The following is a 16,833-nucleotide window of genomic DNA, read 5'->3' as shown; positions in this document are numbered from 1 at the left end:
ATCGTACGACTGGTCTACGACCCCTTTAGGAACCCCTGATCAATGGCCGTTAAGCCTTCGAACCTTGGTCAGCATGATGCTGACCTCTCGCTTCCCTATGCTCATCTTTTGGGGACAGGAATTGATTACATTTTATAATGACGCGTTTCGGCCAAGCTTGGGCAACAATGGAAAGCATCCATCCTCATTAGGGCAGCCTGGAGAAGTAAGCTGGGCTGAATCATGGCCTGTTATTGGTCCGATGATCTATAACATCATGGCGGGCGGCGAAGCAGTCTGGTTCGAGGATCAGAAGCTACCCCTTTACCGTGATGGCAGGATGGGTTACGCCTACTGGACCTATAGTTTTAGTCCGGTAGTTGATGACACTGGCGCAGTAAATGGTGTGCTCGTCACCTGTTCGGAAACGACCGGGGCGGTGGAGAACCTTCAGCGGCTGGGCGATAGCGAACAGCGCTTCCAACACCTCATTCGCAGAGCGACCGTCGGTATCATCGTGCTAATTGGCGAAGAGATGCGCATCAGTATTGTCAATGATGCATACGGTAAGCTGATCGGCCGCACCTATGATGAATTGATCGGTAAGAATCTGTTCGAAGTGATTCCTGAGGCGGAAGCCTATTTTCGACCATTGGCGGAGGGGGTAAGGCAAAGTGGTGCCCCCCTGTATCTGTACAGTACGCCCTATGCTGTTGAAGTAAATGATACCGTAAAAGAGGGCTACCTGGATCTGGTTTATCAGCCATTCCAGGAAGCAGACGGCACTGCTACCGGTGTGATGGTACTGTGCCAGGATGTGACTGAGCAGGTTGTAAGCCGAAAAAAGATTGAGGAGAATGAATTTCGGTTCCGATCCCTGATTGAAGAGGCGCCAGTGGCTACCTGCTTATTTGTCGGGCCTGAGATGCGGGTGGAAATTATCAATAGTATGATGGTGGCTGCCTGGGGGAAAGACTTTTCGGTGCGAAACAAGCCCTTAATCGAAGCACTCCCCGAACTGGTCAATCAACCCTTCCTTGATATTCTCGCCGATGTATACACGTCTGGTGTCGCCTATGAAGCGAAGGCTGCCCGTGTAGACCTGGTTGTAGGCGGGGTGCTGGGTACGTATTATTATGACTTCACCTATAAGCCCCTGCGCAATGAACACGGGCAGGTATGGGCAATCATCAACGTATCTGTCAACGTGACGGACCGGGTGCTGGCTACCCGTAAACTAGCTGCCAGCGAAACGAATCTACGCGCTATCATTTCATCGGCCCCGGCGGCAATCAGCCTTTTGGTTGGTCGCGACCTGGTGATCGAAAACCCGAATCAGCCTTTTATCGATCTTATTGGAGAAGGCGCAGCCATTGCCGGCTTGCCACTGCACGAAGTCGTAGGGAACTTGCCAAGTAAAGAGTCGTCTTTTTTGACCACAAAGGCAATCGATGAGGTCTTTATCAGTGGTACGCCGAGTCAATTGTCTGGAGCAGAAGTAAAAACCGTTCTGGAGGGTGTGGCGACGTACAGGTATTACAATGTCACTTATACGCCTGTTTTCAATACGGAAGAGCAGGTATACGCCATTCTCTACATTGCCATCGATGTAACTGAGCAGATGCTGGCGCAGCAGGCACTGGTAGATGTGGAAGTAGAATTGCGGAATGCCATTGAACTGGCTGAACTGGGCACGTGGATGATCGATGTGGCTACGCAACAGATTGTACTCTCGCCCCGGCAGGCTGACTGGCTGGGGCTGGAAGGGCCCAATCATTCAGTATCGGCAGTGCTTGACTGTATAATTGAGGAAGACAGGGAACGGGTCGAAAAAGCCTTGTTCAGCACGATTCTGCCAGCGGCAGACCCCAATTTTAATGAAGAATTCACCGTTGTGAATGCACGGGAAGGCCAATACCTGATCCTGCACGCTGTTGGTCAGGCGTATATCGATACGAACGGGCTGCCCGTTCGGATTGCGGGCACCACGCAAGACATTACAGGCCAGCGCGACCTCGTACTGGCGCTGGCCAACCAGGTGCAGCGCCGCACGGAAGAACTGGCACTGACCAATGAAGAGCTAGCCGCGACTATCGAGGAACTGGCCGCTACCAATGAGGAGTTGACCGCTACCAACGAAGAAATAACGACGAGTAATGAGGAATACATTACCCTCAACGACGAGTTGCAGATAACCATCGGGTTATTGAATCGATCGAACGACAATTTACAGCGCTTCGCTTATGTGGCCAGTCACGACCTACAGGAACCGCTGCGTAAAATTCAACAGTTCGGCAATCTGTTGAAACTGGAACACTCGGCTGCACTTGGGGACGAATTGGTCTATCTGGACAGGATGCAGGTCGCAGCCGAGCGGATGTCTACCCTGATTCACGACCTGCTGAGTTATTCGCGCATCTCAGCTCAGTCAGAGGTTAGAGAAGCCGTTTCACTCAACCACATCATTGAGCAGGTGATGACAGACCTGGAATTGATTATCCAGGAAACAAAGGCACAGATCAAGATCGGAGCTTTGCCAACCATCATCGGTGATGCCTCGCAACTGGGACAGCTATTCCAGAATTTGTTGAGCAATGCCTTAAAATTCCACCGGCCGGGTGTATCACCAATTGTTGACGTGAGCGCCCACATCATTGCCTACACTGATCTACCTGAACACATCAAACCGATCAAAGCCACTCAGCTTTACCATCAGATTGAGGTCTCAGACAACGGCATTGGTTTTGAACCACAGTACGCTGAGCGGATCTTCGAGGTATTTCAACGATTACACCGAAAACACGAGTATGCCGGTACAGGTATTGGGCTGTCTATAAGCGAGCGAGTCGTGACTAACCACGGGGGAGCCATTTCGGCGACGGGGCAACTTGGGCAGGGCGCCACCTTCACGATCTATTTGCCTGTTTAAGCGGTGGAGGGTTTGAAGATTAGCTGAACTGACAAGTGCCCGGCTTAATGACCCAGTGACACGTATGTTAAAGGCCTGACGGGCGTTTTTGGGGCGTGGTTGTGGGCCCCGAAATCGTGATACGTCCGTTCTTTACCTGCATACGGTCAATAAAGACGACACGTTCGTCGCCTGTTTTGTCTGTTCGGCCATGATACACGCAGAACATGTCTTTCCCGTCGGGCGAGTAAGCGATGCTATTGTGCCCGGTACCGGTCACCGAGCCTCCCCGATCGGTATTGCGCTGTAATATCGGGTTGTTGGCGGCTTTTGAGTAGGGGCCCAGCGGCGATTTGGCCGTAGCATACCCAATGGCATAATACCTGCCGCCAAAATGATTGGCCGAATACATGATGTAATAGGTGTTATCCTTCCTGAACGTGACTGAGCCTTCCGTCCAACGGCGGTTGACTTCGTGGGCCGTTACCGATCGGCTTTCCCACTCTGCCTGCTTATCGCTAAGGCTAACCGGCGGCCGGAGCACCAACACCGGATCGCCAATAACACCCGAAAAATCGGGTTTCAGTTCGATACCATACACCCAGCTTTCTTCAATCTCCTTATACCAGCCTTTCTGCCGGGCCATAGCAGCCACGTCGCTGTCGACTGGATGTTTGTAGCAGCAACGCGAGAAGTAGAGGTACGCTTTACCATTTGTATCGACAAACACATTGGCATCAATAACCGGATAGCCAGGGTCAAAAAGCGGTTTGTCGGTCAGATCGATAAATGGACCGGTGGGCTTATCGGCGACGGCTACACCGATACGGAAATTTTCGGTTTCGTGCGTAGGGTTCACGTTCCATTGCGCGCTGTAGAACAGATAGAATTTTCCGTTCATTTCATACACTTCAGGTGCCCAGTAAGCGCCGCCCCAACTTGCTTTTGGATCGCTCCAGCCATTTTTATTGTCGTGGAAATACACCTGCCCTTCTGCTTTCCAGTTCATCATATCTGTTGAGGAGTAAGCCGAAAAACCTTTATTGGCACCGCCTCCAGTACCGTACATAAAGTATTTGCCGCCTGTATACAAAACGTATGGATCGCCGAACTGAACAGGGAGTGGATTGGTATAGGTAGCCTTGGCAGGGGCGTTCTTCAGCGTTGTTTGTGCCCGGCAAGCTGGTGAAAAAAAGGGAGCAGCGAAGGCCAAAAGAAAGAGGAGCTTGTTCATCATAACGATATTTTTCGGGTGAGCTATACGACCCCCATAGTGAGCGCTGAGCTGTGTACAAAAGCGGATGAAGGTAGTCGGTTAATCAGTGATTTTGATGTAAACGTACCCAGACAGTTTGGATAGCCCTTTAGGGACCATCAGCACAGCAACTTATAACCATTCCCAGGCACTCTGGTAGGCACCCAGCCCTTCGGCATGAGTAATGAAACCGGCATAAAAAGGGTCGCTGGCTAACGTACCGCTGTCGCCGATGATAATCAGTTTCTTACGGGCACGTGTCATGGCTACATTCATGCGGCGAATATCGGATAGAAAGCCAATGTCGCCCCTGTCATTACTACGCGTCATGGAGATATACACAATATCCCGTTCTTGCCCCTGGAAACTATCAATGGTATTGACCGAAATAAAAGCCACATAGGGCTGTAGGTCCGGGACGTGGCTAAGTTGCTCGTTTAGCACTGCCAATTGCTGTTTATAGGGAGAAATAACCGCAATACTGGGAAAATTGACGGACGTGTAAAACTGCCCCAGCTGAGTAACCATAGCCGTCAAATGCCTGACTACCAACGCCGCTTCTTCAGGATTAGTCGAACTGGTACCTGCCAGTTTCTCCTCGAACCCACAACCGGCCGTATCGACAAACAGCAGTGCGCTGTCGCCGGGAAAGAGCGAGTGACTGGCTACCGATGGATGGGCCCGTAATTGGTTGTTATAAAAAACAGAAGACGAATAGGCCATAATGTGTTGATGCATTCGGTACTGTTCATCTAATAAAGAAACGGCCTCGGGGTGTAAGGCTATGCCCTTTTCGAGCAGCGTGAGGATAAGGCCGTTCCGAGCCGCTTCGCTGGATTTGATCGTGGGCGATAGCTGACAATGATCACCCGCCAATACGACCTTCTGAGCTTTCAGAATCGGAATCCAGCAGGCTGGTTCCAGGGCCTGTCCAGCTTCATCGATCACCACGGTATGGAAGTTAAGGTTTCGGATCGTATAATGATTGGCCCCCACCAATGTCGCTGTGATGACCTGTGTTCTGCCCACCAGATCATCAATGATATACTGCTCGGTATTGGTTACTTCCTTCATTATCCGATGGGCTTCGTCGAATAGCGCCTTCCGTTGGTCGCGCTCGGCCTTACCAAAACTGCGTTTGTACTTGTGGGCCATATTCTTGAATTCACTGGCTTGCTTCTTCAGCTTTTTAGCTTCACGCATCAAGCTATGTTCAGTCATTTTATGATCCAGTGTCAGGGCTGTTAATCGCTCGGAAATCCGGCTTGGATGACCAATGCGCAGCACAGTCAATCCCTCATTGTATAGTTTTTCGCTTAGTAGATCAACCGCCGCGTTGCTGGGGGCCACCACAAGAATTTGTTTGTTGTCCTGGTTTATCAGCGTCTTAATGGCTTGGACCAACGTAGTTGTCTTGCCCGTGCCGGGCGGACCATGCACAATGGCTAACTCGTTGGCTGCTAGAATAGTATGCACAGCCCGTTGCTGGCTGTCGTTCAGGCGGGGGATAGGTATGGCTGGTAACTCGGAGTTAAACGTTGGCGATGTCGGCCCCGTCAGTATGTCGATAAGCCGATTGTTGCCCGTTTCGGCAAGGGCATTAGCCTGCTTGAGTGCGTTTTGCATCTCGTCATAACTGGTATCATCGAAGAGCATATCAATGCCCAGTTTACCATTACGTGACCAGTCAGGTAGTTCATCGGTAAGGAGCGAGATCTTGAGTCGATTGCCTTGCTGGTACGATATGGTACCCTCTATCCGGTCGGCCTTGGGGTCGTGATGACTGAACAGTAAGGCCGGCATACCCGTCCGGAGTTGGTGGGGCAGATCCTGATGCGTGGTTCGTTCAACCTCAACCGTCAGGTAGTCGCCTCGGCCCAGTTCAGAGCCGCGAATAGCGACAGGATACCAGGTAAGGCCGTTGGTCCGTCGTTCGGCTACGCTGGTAGACTGGGTAAGCTGTTGGTATTGAGCACGGTCTTCTTCCCGTTCCGTTTTCAGTAGTGCCAACAGCTTGGAAAAATACTCCATTTGTAGTCTTTTCGGTAGCTCCTAACTACCCGTGAGAGCCATGTAAAAGGCAAAAAAAAGCCTGAATAGCAGTGTATTCAGGCTTTTTATTACCACAACTATTGTATACGTTGTGACCACGGGGAGACTCGAACTCCCACATCTTGCGAAACCACCCCCTCAAAGTGGCGTGTCTACCAATTTCACCACGTGGCCGTGTTTTATTGTGGATGCAAAAGTAGGCGAACAAGCGGATAATGTCAATGTAACTACTGAAAATCGGCTAAAATTTCGTAATTTAGGGGTATGAACCTGAATGGTATGGCAACGTACCTGAAGGGCTTTTCAAACTGAATCAATTAAGTATATGGCACTTGAATTAGTGGGCAAGCTGATAAAAACGCTGCCGGAAGTGACGGGTCAGGGTAAAAATGGTACCTGGCAGAAGCAGGAGTTTGTAGTGGAAACTACAGATCAGTTTCCCAAGAAAGTATGCGTGTCGCTCTGGGGCGATAAGGTCAATGACCTGAAGCAGTATGCACCCGGCGATATGCTGAAACTTAGCCTGAACTTAGAGTCACGCGAGTATAATGAGCGCTGGTACACAGAAGCACGCGTATGGCGTATTGAAGCCGCCGACGGCGCAGAAAGTGGCTCTGCAGGCCAGGGTCAGTCGGCTCCGGCCGCCAGCAAACCACGGGCTGCTCAGCCAACTGCCGTGCCGTTCAACTCGTCTTTCGACGATGACAACAGCGGGGATCTGCCGTTCTAAAAACAGTTCTTCTGTTTTCAGTCTTCTGTTGCTTCGATACAGCAGCACCACGTGCCTAAGCAGGGCAACAGAAGACTGAAAACAGAAAACTATAACGAAAAAGGGTTGGTAGCAAAAGCTACCAACCCTTTTTCGTTAGTTGTGATCCGGCTGGGATTCGAACCCAGGACCCATACATTAAAAGTGTATTGCTCTACCAGCTGAGCTACCAGATCGGGCTATTTCAGCAGCAGATTAAATGACCGTTTCCTGAATCGCGATGCAAAATTATTGCGTAATTTGGCCCAATGCAAGCCTTCATCGTAAAAATATTCCTATTTCTAGGGGTTTTGCGGGTAGGGTTCTGGCCCTCAGCAGGATTCGCCCAGGTGGTGCCCAAAGAGAATTATATCAGTCTGGCCGATTCGATGTACCGGATTGGGAACTGGACTGATGCCTGCCGTTATTACGAATCGGCCATGGTAGACGGGCAACCAGTTACAGACCCGATGTTGCTTAAACTGGCCAACGCCTATGAACATCAGGGTGATGTGGCTAAAGTACTCTACTATCTTCAGGTGTACTTCAAACGCCATCCCGACGAGGCTGTTCTACGCAAGATGAATGATTTTGCCCGGGCCAATAACCTGACAGGCTACGAGACCAGTGATTTAAACTATTTCTACCTTTTCTACCGCCAGTATGGTGTTTATCTACTACTGGTTATGCTGCTGCTGGGCGTCTACGTATTCAGTGTTTTGTTGATTAAATCAATGCGTCGTGAACCTACATCTGCGCAGCTGAAAACGCTGATCCTGGTGTATTTCGTGGCGCTGCTCATCTTTATCAACCTACCTGAAGGCTACGATGCCGGCATCACAAACAATAATCAGGTTTATTTGCGTCTGGAGCCATCGGCGGCGGCGCCAGTCGTTACTGTACTTGGGCGCGGCAACAAAATGAATATTCTTGGCAGCACCGATATCTGGTGGCGCGTATTCTGGAATAATCAACTTTATTACGTTCGTAAAGACACACTCTGGATCATCTGACCACCTGTTTATGAAGAATAATCCCCGCGTCATACGCGCCTGGACACTCTACGACTGGGCCAACTCGGTGCATTCGCTGGTCATCGTGTCCAGTATCTTTCCCGTTTACTTTTCGGCCACAGCGCTTAACGACGCGGGTGGTCCGGTGATCGACTTTTTGGGAATGAGCATCAAAAATTCGGTACTTTTCTCCTATACCGTGTCAGCTGCTATGTTGCTGGTGGCGCTCATCAGCCCATTTACGACTGCCATTGCCGATTATAGCGGGAGGAAGAAGGCGTTCATGAAATTTTTCTGTTACACAGGTTCTGTTGCCTGCGCATTGCTTTACTTTTTCACGCAGGAAACGACAACATTCGCCATTTTCTGTTTTGCCTGGAGTCTGGTAGGCTGGAGTGGGAGCATTGTCTTTTATAACTCCTATCTGCCCGATATTGCCACTGAAGACCAGTTTGACCGGGTTAGTGCGCGCGGATTCTCGATGGGGTATATCGGCAGTGTAGCGCTGATGGTGTTTAACCTGATAATGATCCTGAAACCCGAGTGGTTTGGCGGTATTTCGAGTGGCATGGCTTCCCGAATTTCGTTCCTGACAGTTGGCCTGTGGTGGATTGGCTTTGCGCAAATTCCATTTACGGTATTGCCGGATGGCGTCCGAAAAGATAGAACGGTCGGCGATGGCAACTGGCTATTTAACGGTTTTCGTGAACTGAAGAAGGTGTTTACCGAACTGAAATCGCAACCGCTTGCTCAACGGTTTCTGGTCTCGTTTTTTGTGTACAACATGGCTGTTCAGACCGTGATGTATGTGGCTACGTTGTTTGGCACCAACGAACTAAAGATGGAAGGAAGTGCGCTGATCATCACTATTTTATTGATTCAGTTGGTGGCTATTCCGGGTGCATATGGCTTTGCCCGCCTATCGGAGCGCATCGGTAATACGTACGCGATTATGGGAGCTGTAGTCATCTGGATCGGTATCTGCGTAGCTGCCTACTTTGTTAAGACGCAACTGCAGTTCTTTCTTGTTGCCAGCGTGGTTGGCCTGGTCATGGGTGGTATACAGTCGCTTTCCCGGTCCACCTATTCCAAGCTCTTGCCACCAACTACTGATACGGCCTCTTATTTCAGCTTTTACGATGTCTGCGAAAAGCTCTCAATAGTGATAGGTACGTTCATTTATGGGTACGTTGAACAGATAACCGGCAGCATGCGAAATAGTATTCTGGCGCTACTGGTGCTCTTTATCATTGGCTTAGCGTTACTTGCCCGAATCCCATCACAAAAAGTATACGGCCTGCGTTTGGAAAAACCTGAAGTTGCGTAAATTTGCAACCCCGTCTGACTGGCAGACTAGCCAGTCAGACGGAAATAGGATGTTAGCTCAGTTGGTTCAGAGCGCCGCCTTGACAGGGCGGAGGTCAGCGGTTCGAGCCCGCTACGTCCTACGAAGGATACCTCAAAAACCCGCGAATCAGTTTGATTTGCGGGTTTTTCTGTGTTGGGGCTTTATTGAACGGTTGTTTTACTGTGCGTGATGTTTTACACAGTACGAAACATGACAAACTCAGGCCAGGCGGCCTGACATTTGCTATGCTGTACCGGCACGGCGTTTAAAATGCCCGTATGACCACACTCACATCACCAAACCTGATGCAAGTACTTTTCAGGCAAACCAACATTCAGGGTATTGCAGTAGGTCATCTACGAGCAGTTGAAGAGATGAATAAAGCGTTCGACCGGTATCAAATCAAACCGGTGATCGAGAAAGTTTATCCTTTCGAGGAAGCAGTCCCAGCCTATGGGCACCTGGCCAAAGGTGCCTTTGGTAAAATCGTAATCAAACTATAATCAAGTTAGAGAGGGTGAATTTATGAAGGATCAAAAAATTCGTGTGGGTATTATCGGTCTGGGCGGCTGGGCCAAATATGGGCATATCCCCGTCCTGCAATCGCTGGAAGAGTTCGAGATCGTCGCTGTGTCTAGTCGTAGGTTGACGCTTGCCCAAGAGTACGCGGCGACATTCTGCATTCCGCATGCTTTCGACAATGAACAGGCCTTGGCTGCTCATCCTGACGTGGATCTGGTGGTAATTCTGGCCCCAGCTCCTGAACATGCGCGGCTGGTGAAAATTGCCATTGCTGCGGGCAAGGACGTTTATAGCGAATGGCCATTGACGACCAATACCGCTGATTCCGAGGAGTTACTGGCTCTGGCCGAAGCTAAGGGCGTTCGGCACATCGTCGGCCTGCAACGGCGGCATGGGCCAAGTGCCCGTTACCTGCGTGATCTGGTCAAACAGGGGTATATAGGCCAGATCCGATCCGCCAACATGATTGTGAATGCAGACGCCTTCGTGCCCGCCATGTCAGAAAAACACAGCTGGGCTTTCCCGGTGGCGAATTTTTCGCACGTCCTATCTATCTACGGTGGCCACTTTATGGACATGCTTTTCCAGGCCGTGACTTTCCCCAAGAAGCTGACTGCGGTTGTAGAAAACCACTTTCCTCACTTCACTATCGTAGAGACGGGCGAACAGGTGCCAAATGCTACCCCAAACGAAGCAATGATCATGGGCACTTTGGCAGGCGGCGGCCTGTTTTCTGTTCAAATTGAAGGGGCGCAGCAGCACCGCACCGGGCTTCACATTGAGATTACAGGCACGGATGGCGTTTTACGGGTTACCAACGTGCTGGCCTTTCAAAACAAGGAGGACAATGCCATTCAGGGGATGAATGGCGATGCTTTGGCTTTTGCCCCGCTTCCCGTTCCAAATGAATACAAGTCACTTGCCGCCCCGCATCTCGATGCCAGTACCCAGGATATGATCTACCTGTATTCTGCCTATGCAAACGACCGGAAGAACGGAACATCAGAAGCAAGTAATTTTAAAGATGCCGTGCGGCAGCATCAACTTATTGACCAGATCGAACAGGCGTCCGAAGCCTTTTTTAAGTAGATCGGCGGCTCTTGCCTACCCGTTTGTTCAAGTAAGTACGGATGTGCTTGCCTGGGCAGGACCATAGGAGCGTGCCTTTCAGGAATGTCATATACATAACGTGGTATAGTATATATACATTTACGTGTACTATACCACGTTATATGCGCAGTCGATCACTTAGATGGCATTGGTGCTTTAGACCGCCAATGGTGTTTACGATACGAATCCGGGTTAAGCTCGATCATACGCCTGTTCTTCCGTCGTTAGTTTGCCACCTTTGGCTTTCTTCTCAGGCTGATTAACCGATTAGCAGAGTCTTTCGCTAATCCCTGGTAGCCTAAACCTACTTCAATAGAGCGCTCAGAGAACCAAGGCTGGCCGGGCGGGAAGTGGTATTTTAATTGCCGATAACCCTAATGACCTGGCCGTGTAGGCTTTTAAATAGAGCGGGGTTAATAAAAACATACTAGACGGGCAGCTCAGCTTACCTGTGCCGATAGGGCTCTCCTTTGTTGAGCCGGATGGTAGTTGACGAGGAATAAGCCAGGTACTTTTCGGCTTTATTCAGGCTTCTCGGCCCCACTTTTCAACGGTATATCGAGCGTACATCCTAGCGTCTTACCCTAAATTCAGGACAGAATCATCAACAACTTTGCCGGGGGGGAGTTATCTTCTAACAGCTATAACCGGCTATCACCTGATTTATCCTGATGAAAACTCAACCAGACAAGCCGAAAGGAGGCTTTTTTGCTAACGCCTGGATTGTACTACGCGATGCAGGTAGCAGCTTTATGGACGATCGCGGGCTGAAACTAAGCGCCGCACTGGCTTATTATACCATCTTTTCCTTAGCCCCGCTTTTGGTATTGATCATGTCGCTAGCCAGCATCTTTCTGGGCCAGGAAGCCATTCAGGGGCAAATATTCGGGCAGATCAATGGATTGGTTGGTAATGACGCCGCCAAGCAAATTCAGGATATGATCAAGACCGTTGAGTTATCGAATAAAACCAATAGTGCGTTATTTATTAGCATCATTACCCTGCTGATTGGTGCTACCAGTATTTTCGTTGAGATCCAGGATTCCATCAATCTAGTCTGGCGGGTAAAGGCTAAACCCGAGAAAGGGTGGCTCAAATTGCTGAAAGACAGGCTTTTGTCTTCTTCCCTGGTAGTCAGTTTAGGTTTTTTATTATTAGTCTCGCTGTTAATCAACGGCCTGATACTAGCGATGAGCGATCGCCTGAGCCGCTTATTGCCCGGCCTAAGCGTTTATTTACTCAGTGCCATCAATTTTCTGATCAGCACCGTTGTGGTCACAGTATTGTTCGGGGTGATTTTTAAAGTACTACCCGATGCTAAAATTGGGTGGAAAGATGTTCGCTGGGGGGCCCTCTTCACTGCCCTGCTATTCATGCTGGGTCGGTATGTGATCGGCATCTACATCGATACCACGGGCACAAGCTCCTCTTATGGAGCGGCAGGATCGCTGATCGTTGTACTAACGTGGATCTACTATACGGCAGCTATTTTATATTTTGGCGCCGAGTTCACCCAGGCGTATGCGAACCATTTCGGCATAAAGATCGAGCCCGCCGACCATGCGGTCTATGTGGAGCAGGTAGAGCGTGAACGTGATGTGGCAATTATTCCGACCGAACAGAAAGTTGAACAGGCCAAGCAGTAATAGAGGCTACAGATCGGCATCAGCTATAACCATACCCTGACACCGTAGGTACGTTCCACCACCGATACGCCGCTTTTTTGCTGGTCTGCCACCCTTTAATTAATAGTAAATGCGACTGCTCCATACGACCGTTGGGGAGCGGCTACTCATCTACCCTGACAAACTGGTACCCTTTCTGGTGTAGCCTGCTTAGCAGCTCGTCCAGATGAGTATACAGTTTGTCGGTGCGGGCGGGCGATGTGCCCATGTGCATCAAGAGAATAAATCCGTTTAAGCCAGCTGTCTTTTGCTGTTCATAGGCGTAAATAGAGGCCAGAATGGCGGCGCTGCTTCGGTAAGCGCGCTCCTTCGGGATGGTATAATCAGCATGGCTCAACGTACCTGGCGTATAATTAATCAAGTGCGCCCCCGCTGCTTCTGTCCAGGCGGCAATACTGTCGGTGTACCATTCGTAGGGTGGCAGAAACAGCCGGATTGCTTGCTGTGGGTCTGTAAATCGAGCTAAGGCCAGATAATTGGCTTGCAGATCGTCTCTAAACTGTTGGTGACTGACCAACAGGCTATCCCGTTTTGTCCAATCGCAATAGAGCAGATGCTGGTCAGAATGCGGACCGATATAATGCCCTTCCTGCACCAACTGCTTGATGAGCGGTGCGAAGGCGGGTTTTGTCAAAAAGCGGCCGGTCAAAAAAAACGACGCCCGCACATGATGCTTCCCCAAGGCTCGGGCAATGGTCAATCCACCGTCGGCAAATTCGTCGCCGGTGAAAACAAGTGAAAGGCGCCGTTGAGCAGTGTCACCCCTGATCTTGGCGCCTTTAAAATAAGTCGCCGATGGGCTTTTGCGTAGCCTCTCTACGGGGCCTTCAGGTACGTTACGGCGCCTTTTGGGGGGTGTCGACAGTCGTTCTTTATCTTTCGCTGCCAGCAGATAAATAAGCGAAGCGGTGCCATCCATGGTGGGTTCGTTGGTGCTGTAATCGCCGTAATCGTCGTGGTAGACGGCAACGCTGCTTTGAAACAAAGCGTATTCGTCGGGCTCATGCAAGGTTATGCCGATCAGTTTACTGTAGATACTGCCCCGAACAGGCCCATCGACGAGGCCGCCGTCGATGGGGTACTGCTTCAGGTGCGTGAATGCCGAATGAGGGTCGGTGGGCGTGTCTGCGGTGGCGGGAAGGCCATAGACAAAACTTGTTCCCCACGGATTACACCCGAAGAGCCAGTCGAAATTGGCTTGCTCAAAGTCGGCAAACTGCTGATCGCCACTGAGCTGACGGTACCAGAAACACTGTGTAGCAAAGGAAGTGGTGAGGTTATTGCTACACCAGATAAACGGCACGCCCCGGTAAAAAGCATTCTGTTGGGCCCGTTTCCACACGTTTTCGATGCCTAGTTTATAGAAGCCAAGAACGTTTTTTCTGTTCCCGCCCGACAGCCGTTTTGCCAATTCGGCGTGCCCAACATTCACAAACGGATACCACTGATAATGCCGGGCGGTGTCATTGATCATCCAGGGTGTAACCGGCTCTTTAAGTGCATAGTAGAGCGCTGCTTTCTGCCAACTGCCTGCCTGAGTACCTGTTGCCCCGGTTACGTTAAGTTGCTCTACCGTAGCCAGTTCCATGTCATCCGCGTAATTATCTTCTTCGTAGAAGTAGGGCGCTCGCCCAGGCGCAGTCTGGCAGTTCCCCGGTTTGTTTATCCCTGATCTGTACGCCGATTGCGCTCGTTGCCGGAGCTTGTTGGCATAGGGTACATCGTTTTTTCGGATAAGCTGATACCCCAATGCCAGCGCACTGCTTACTTTACCAGCGGTTGACGCGACGCCTGTTGCCCGGTTTTTATACTTGAATAACCCCTGGGGCTGGCCCGTTGCAAAATAAACGGGGCGTTCTGCTCCTTTGCCATATACACTATCTTCTTTAGGAATCCGCATGGATATATGGTCGCGATCGTCGCCAAGCTGATTGAAGAGCCACTGGTCAGTTGGGTGCATCTTCAGCAGCCAGTCAAGTCCCCATCGGGCTTCGTCGAGTACGTCGGCTTGTCCGTTAGAGCCGGCCAACCCGTTGGCCTGGTGCGTATCGGAGAAGGCTGCCGGAAAGTCGCGAAGGGCGGCTAAAAGGTGATAGGTAGCGTTTGCCGAGGTGGTTACGTATTGCAGGTAGTCCGATGCGTCATGCCAGCCACCCGACACATCGATGTGCGTACTATCGGGCATCGGGCCATACATCGTGTAGCCATCATGCGTGTGGCAGGAGTCTTTTAAATAAGGATTGAACCCACTCCGTTGCTGCCGCATATACCGAAGGCAAAAATCGGCGGCTCCTTTGTACACGTCCTCGCCAATGCGGAAAACCGGCGAGCGGGCTCCGTCGGCAGCCAGCAGGTAGTATCGACCGGGCTTGTGGAAAGCGGTGAAATTGAGGCGATACGTTTGCTGAAAAGGACCATACTGCCCATATGCCCGCCCCGCCGATACCTGATAAACGGCCCGATTGGTCTGCTCATCGAGTAGTTGGCAGTGTGTAATGGACTGATCGGTCAAGCTGCCCCAGACCGCTATTTTGGGGCTATCGGGCCGGTAGCCTAGCAGGTTTATGCGAATAACCGCCGAAGGCTCGGTTGAACGAGTCAGAAACGATGGACGTATAACAAGTAGGGCGATCAATACCAGTCGGCTCAGCATAACATCGGTTAGTGGGTGAGTCCGCAAAGATGATAGGCAGGCTGCAAATTGCACAGGTACGTTGTTCATTTTACCTTGCAGCCCTCAACGAAATAAAAAAAGCATGAACCGCTCTGCATTTGTTTTTGCCGCCTATCTGTTGGCATCCGTATTGGTTTCAACGTCGGCCTACAGCTGGAACAAAGCTACACACATGGTAACCGGAGCCATTGCTTATCGGGAGTTGCTGGCCGCATCGCCTCAGGCAACGGCACGCGTTGTGGCTATTCTAAAACAGCACCCATACGTCAAACAGCAGTGGGCCAGTAAAATCAATGAGGCTGCTTTGACCGAAAACGAACGGAATGAGTATCTATTTATGCTGGCCGCCCGCTGGCCCGATGATGTTCGCGGTAACGCCTACGATCACCCAACCTGGCATTATATCAATTACGTATATGCGCCGCAACAGGGAATAGCCCGAACGGATACGACCCTGGCAACGGGTGAGACTATACTTCAGGCGTTTGAGCAAAACAGACAAGTGCTGCGGAGTAATGCGCCCGACAGCGCGAAAGCCATTGCCTTGTGCTGGCTCTTTCACCTCACCGGCGATGTGCATCAGCCCCTACACGCGACGGCACTAATCGACAACCAATTTCCAAACGGAGACCGGGGCGGCAACCTGTTTAAAATCAAGGTACTACTGAGTAGCCAGACAATCAACCTGCACTCCTTCTGGGACGGTATGCTGTTGGGCGAAGATGATCTTCGGTCGGCAAGTAATTTCGCCAGTCAGGTTCGTCAGGCTGTTAGTCGGTCCCAATTGCCACAGCTAGGTAAAAATGACATTGACACCTGGTCGAAAGAGAGCTTTCAGCTGGCGCAGGATAATGCCTATCGCAGTAATACGCTGATGCCTGGAACGGACCAGGAGGGGACAGTTTTACCCCCTGATTATGTGGCCACCGTTAAGCCCATTGCGCAACGTCAGGTCGCGTTGGCGGGCTATCGACTAGCCGACGAATTACTGGCCGATCTGACAAACTAGCCTCAAGTACGTTCATTTTCGTCGCTTACGTCGAATGACCAACTCCTTATAGCCAAAAGTGGGGTCTGGTTCGCGGGTATAGGTTATTTCGGGGAGCAAGCCAATAACCAGTTCAGCAGTAGTGTATATGTTGGTGCCGGCCATCAAATGGCCACCAATAGTTCGGCCAGTTGAGTCGGCAATAGACAGGTGCAAATGGCTGCCATTGATGGACAACGTACCCACCAGTGATACGATCTCGAAATGGCCCAGGTACGTTGTTGTCGTTTCCTGATTGGCCAGCCGGATGCCTGCCTCTGTCAGGCTACCCACGCAGGTAAGCACCAGACCGGCCCCAATCCGCTGTTCACGAACCAGTTTATCGAGCTCAGCTTTTAAATCCTGACCAGGCCTGAATCGGACCGAAATGGTCTGCATGGGCGACAGTTCGCCTGTGTTGGGAACGGCTTGAGCGGTTACGTCTGACATCCTGAACAATTGACTGAGCAGTGAAAACAATAAAACAAAGCGCATACGTGTTACTAGTTGTG

12 protein-coding genes and 3 tRNA genes are annotated in these 16,833 nt (G+C 50.8%); 9 read left to right on the top strand and 6 right to left on the bottom strand.

Annotated features, from left to right (window positions below):
* Positions 1-97 precede the first annotated feature (97 nt).
* Positions 98-2,908 (top strand): PAS domain-containing sensor histidine kinase, encoded by a 2,811-nt coding sequence (locus ACAW75_RS08820; protein ID WP_370728324.1) that lies wholly within the window; start codon positions 98-100, stop codon positions 2,906-2,908.
* Positions 2,909-2,975: 67 nt separating this feature from the next.
* Here the strand turns inward: ACAW75_RS08820 and ACAW75_RS08815 are convergent, their stop codons facing one another.
* The 3 genes from ACAW75_RS08815 to ACAW75_RS08805 all read right to left on the bottom strand — a co-directional run bounded on the left by ACAW75_RS08815 (position 2,976) and on the right by ACAW75_RS08805 (position 6,368).
* Positions 2,976-4,121 carry a glycoside hydrolase family 43 protein gene (locus ACAW75_RS08815; protein WP_370728538.1) on the bottom strand — a complete coding sequence of 382 codons (1,146 nt, stop codon included), beginning with the start codon at positions 4,119-4,121 and terminating at the stop codon, positions 2,976-2,978.
* Between the two features lie 153 nt (positions 4,122-4,274).
* A complete protein-coding gene (locus ACAW75_RS08810) occupies positions 4,275-6,173 on the bottom strand; it encodes an AAA domain-containing protein (RefSeq protein ID WP_370728323.1) in 1,899 nt (632 codons plus the stop codon).
* 113 nt (positions 6,174-6,286) lie between these two features.
* Positions 6,287-6,368, bottom strand: a tRNA-Leu gene (locus tag ACAW75_RS08805).
* Between the two features lie 151 nt (positions 6,369-6,519).
* On the opposite strand from ACAW75_RS08805, the gene ACAW75_RS08800 reads away from it, so the two are divergent.
* Entirely contained in the window at positions 6,520-6,924 is a 405-nt protein-coding gene (locus tag ACAW75_RS08800) for a DUF3127 domain-containing protein (protein ID WP_370728322.1), read from the top strand.
* A 142-nt stretch (positions 6,925-7,066) separates the two neighbouring features.
* Here ACAW75_RS08800 and ACAW75_RS08795 read toward each other — a convergent pair.
* Positions 7,067-7,139, bottom strand: a tRNA-Lys gene (locus ACAW75_RS08795).
* A gap of 72 nt (positions 7,140-7,211) precedes the next feature.
* On the opposite strand from ACAW75_RS08795, the gene ACAW75_RS08790 reads away from it, so the two are divergent.
* The 6 genes from ACAW75_RS08790 to ACAW75_RS08765 all read left to right on the top strand — a co-directional run bounded on the left by ACAW75_RS08790 (position 7,212) and on the right by ACAW75_RS08765 (position 12,581).
* The gene (locus ACAW75_RS08790) at positions 7,212-7,955 is read left to right on the top strand and encodes an SH3 domain-containing protein (RefSeq protein WP_370728321.1); all 744 of its coding nucleotides are present in this window, start codon (positions 7,212-7,214) and stop codon (positions 7,953-7,955) included.
* A 10-nt stretch (positions 7,956-7,965) separates the two neighbouring features.
* Positions 7,966-9,282: an MFS transporter gene (locus ACAW75_RS08785; RefSeq protein WP_370728320.1), complete on the top strand. Its 1,317-nt coding sequence runs from the start codon at positions 7,966-7,968 to the stop codon at positions 9,280-9,282.
* 46 nt (positions 9,283-9,328) lie between these two features.
* Positions 9,329-9,403: transfer RNA gene (locus tag ACAW75_RS08780), tRNA-Val, on the top strand.
* A 205-nt stretch (positions 9,404-9,608) separates the two neighbouring features.
* The gene (locus tag ACAW75_RS08775) at positions 9,609-9,806 is read left to right on the top strand and encodes a zinc-binding dehydrogenase (protein WP_370728319.1); all 198 of its coding nucleotides are present in this window, start codon (positions 9,609-9,611) and stop codon (positions 9,804-9,806) included.
* Positions 9,807-9,828: 22 nt separating this feature from the next.
* Complete coding sequence (locus ACAW75_RS08770; RefSeq protein WP_370728318.1) at positions 9,829-10,914, top strand: Gfo/Idh/MocA family protein; 1,086 nt, start codon at positions 9,829-9,831, stop codon at positions 10,912-10,914.
* Between the two features lie 692 nt (positions 10,915-11,606).
* Positions 11,607-12,581: a YihY/virulence factor BrkB family protein gene (locus ACAW75_RS08765; RefSeq protein WP_370728317.1), complete on the top strand. Its 975-nt coding sequence runs from the start codon at positions 11,607-11,609 to the stop codon at positions 12,579-12,581.
* Between the two features lie 142 nt (positions 12,582-12,723).
* Here the strand turns inward: ACAW75_RS08765 and ACAW75_RS08760 are convergent, their stop codons facing one another.
* Positions 12,724-15,273 carry a bifunctional glycoside hydrolase family 9 protein/polysaccharide deacetylase gene (locus tag ACAW75_RS08760; RefSeq protein WP_370728316.1) on the bottom strand — a complete coding sequence of 850 codons (2,550 nt, stop codon included), beginning with the start codon at positions 15,271-15,273 and terminating at the stop codon, positions 12,724-12,726.
* A 103-nt stretch (positions 15,274-15,376) separates the two neighbouring features.
* On the opposite strand from ACAW75_RS08760, the gene ACAW75_RS08755 reads away from it, so the two are divergent.
* A complete protein-coding gene (locus ACAW75_RS08755) occupies positions 15,377-16,303 on the top strand; it encodes a S1/P1 nuclease (RefSeq protein ID WP_370728315.1) in 927 nt (308 codons plus the stop codon).
* A gap of 12 nt (positions 16,304-16,315) precedes the next feature.
* On the opposite strand, the gene ACAW75_RS08750 is transcribed toward ACAW75_RS08755, so the two are convergent.
* A complete protein-coding gene (locus ACAW75_RS08750) occupies positions 16,316-16,816 on the bottom strand; it encodes a PPC domain-containing DNA-binding protein (RefSeq protein WP_370728314.1) in 501 nt (166 codons plus the stop codon).
* Positions 16,817-16,833 lie beyond the last annotated feature (17 nt).

Source organism: Fibrella arboris, from assembly GCF_041321095.1.
Taxonomy (GTDB): Bacteria; Bacteroidota; Bacteroidia; order Cytophagales; family Spirosomataceae; genus Fibrella; species Fibrella arboris.
This window is presented reverse-complemented; position numbering and strand designations above follow the sequence as displayed.